We start from the raw sequence: 1,865 nt of genomic DNA, 5'->3' as shown, positions 1-1,865 counted from the left end.
TGCAAAATTAAACCCACTATTAGTAAAAGTGTTAGGCCGTAGATTCTGAAGCACATCATATTCAAAATACGAGTTTTCCATTGTTCCAACGCCGCCATTAGCATCGTAGACTACAGTATAAGAATTGCCCTTCCATTGGGCATACAAAATTATTGTATCATCTGCTGTTTTTGTAAGATTTTTCACATTTTGCTGATCAACATATTTTACCCTGCCTGATGATGAATCTGACCACCCAACAAAGGTATAACCTTCACGAGTAAAAGCATTTACATTCAAACTACGCGATATGCCATAAACATGGTTTGATGATTCCATTGTCCCATTTCCCCCATTGCTTAAATAAACAATAGTATAAGATGGTACTTCAAATCCGCCGAGACCGTCACAAGAAATAAATACGAATATTGTAAGGATCATTAATAATATTGAATTAATACAATTTAATTTTTTCATATAAAATCCTTTCTTCCTTTTTTGAACCTGTATGAATAACCTAACGATAATTTACTACTAGCCCATTTAAAATTAGAACGCAATGAATAGGATATATCAAGAAAATCAAAAAGTAAGAATCCTGTAATAAAATCCATTGCAAATGAATTGTGAGTAAAAGACATATCGTCAATTTGATAATCTGCTATCACATAACCGCCTCCAGTACCAATATACCAACCGCCTTTTATGCCCTTATTGGTAGTAGATGAATTAAATGGCAAGAAAAATGCATAATGGATATATGGAAACAATGAATAATAGTTAATTACTCCTTCAAGGTTACTTAAAAGACCATATTCAAAACCTATTTCTAAAAATGAATATTTTATTGGTGCAATTGTTCCGTGTAATGTACCGCTAATCCAAGGGTCATTAAATGATGTGCCTGCTGAAACCCCAACACTCCAAAGTTTTGACGGATCACCAAATAACGAAAACAAAGTCCGCTCACGATCAAGAGCAGATATGCGAGATGACGCACTAGCTTTGTCGGTTAAGAGTATTGCAAGTTCCGGTATTAACTTTATTCCATCGTCAATTATTCGGTAATCACGACTATCACCTGCCAAGAGCGTACCATCTTCTACATTAAGTATTTGAGCAGTAAACATATTTAGCGAACCTAAACTGCGTACTTCTGCTGAAAGTACGTATTGAGCATTAGTCGCTTTTCCAAGTGCTTTAGCCCCCTCTTCAGCAGTATAGCCCTTCATTTGAAATTCAAGTTCCTTCAATGCTGTTTGCATTGTTGTGGTACGGGGTAATATAGCATATTTTCCAGTATTGGTAATTTCGATTGCAAGTATCTGAGCAAGGGCTTCAGCGGCGCGGACATCAACACCATCACTTGCAATATTAAAAGGAGCGATTGCCAATTTTGGTAAACTGGTACTATTTTTCTTTGATGCTGTAATCATTTTTTGGGATATTATTGGTAAAAGACTGCGAACTTCTTCAATGGAACGATATTCTCGATAATCTCCTACAAGTAATTCAAAAGTCTCTACATTTACAATAGTTGTTATCACTAAGTTACTATTTCCAAGACGAAGAATATTACCTGATACAACAAAATCGGCATTAAGCAACCGACCTAATCTAGCAATAGTATCTGTATCTGTATAGCCAGATAATTGAAATTGTTGTTCAGCTATAAGCGTATTAACCGCATTGGTACGAGGAACTATTGTAAATGAATTTTGAATGTCGCTTTGAAATGAAAGAAGAGTAGCGATTGTTTCCCCATCTCCGCCTGTACCACCAGTAAATGGCAAAATACCCAAGCGTGGTTTAGCCTGCCCGTAAACTGAATAAATGCAAAAAAGCAATATTAATGCTATAAAATAATTCCTTGACCTCATTTATAT

Annotated in this window: 2 protein-coding genes; both read right to left on the bottom strand. The window is 35.5% G+C overall.

Annotation, left to right across the window (positions count from 1 at the left end; all coding sequences use genetic code 11):
* Positions 1 to 456, bottom strand: a 456-nt coding sequence (locus tag ACYVRH_RS12255) for an InlB B-repeat-containing protein (protein WP_461257187.1), incomplete at its 3' end; no start/stop codon positions are given.
* The gene (locus ACYVRH_RS12250) at positions 453 to 1,781 is read right to left on the bottom strand and encodes a hypothetical protein (RefSeq protein ID WP_461257186.1); all 1,329 of its coding nucleotides are present in this window, start codon (positions 1,779 to 1,781) and stop codon (positions 453 to 455) included. The genes ACYVRH_RS12255 and ACYVRH_RS12250, both read right to left, overlap by 4 nt.
* Positions 1,782 to 1,865: the final 84 nt, after the last annotated feature.

Source organism: Treponema sp. R80B11-R83G3, from assembly GCF_054786115.1.
Note: the sequence above shows the minus strand (reverse complement) of the source record. Positions and strands in the feature narration are given on the sequence as shown.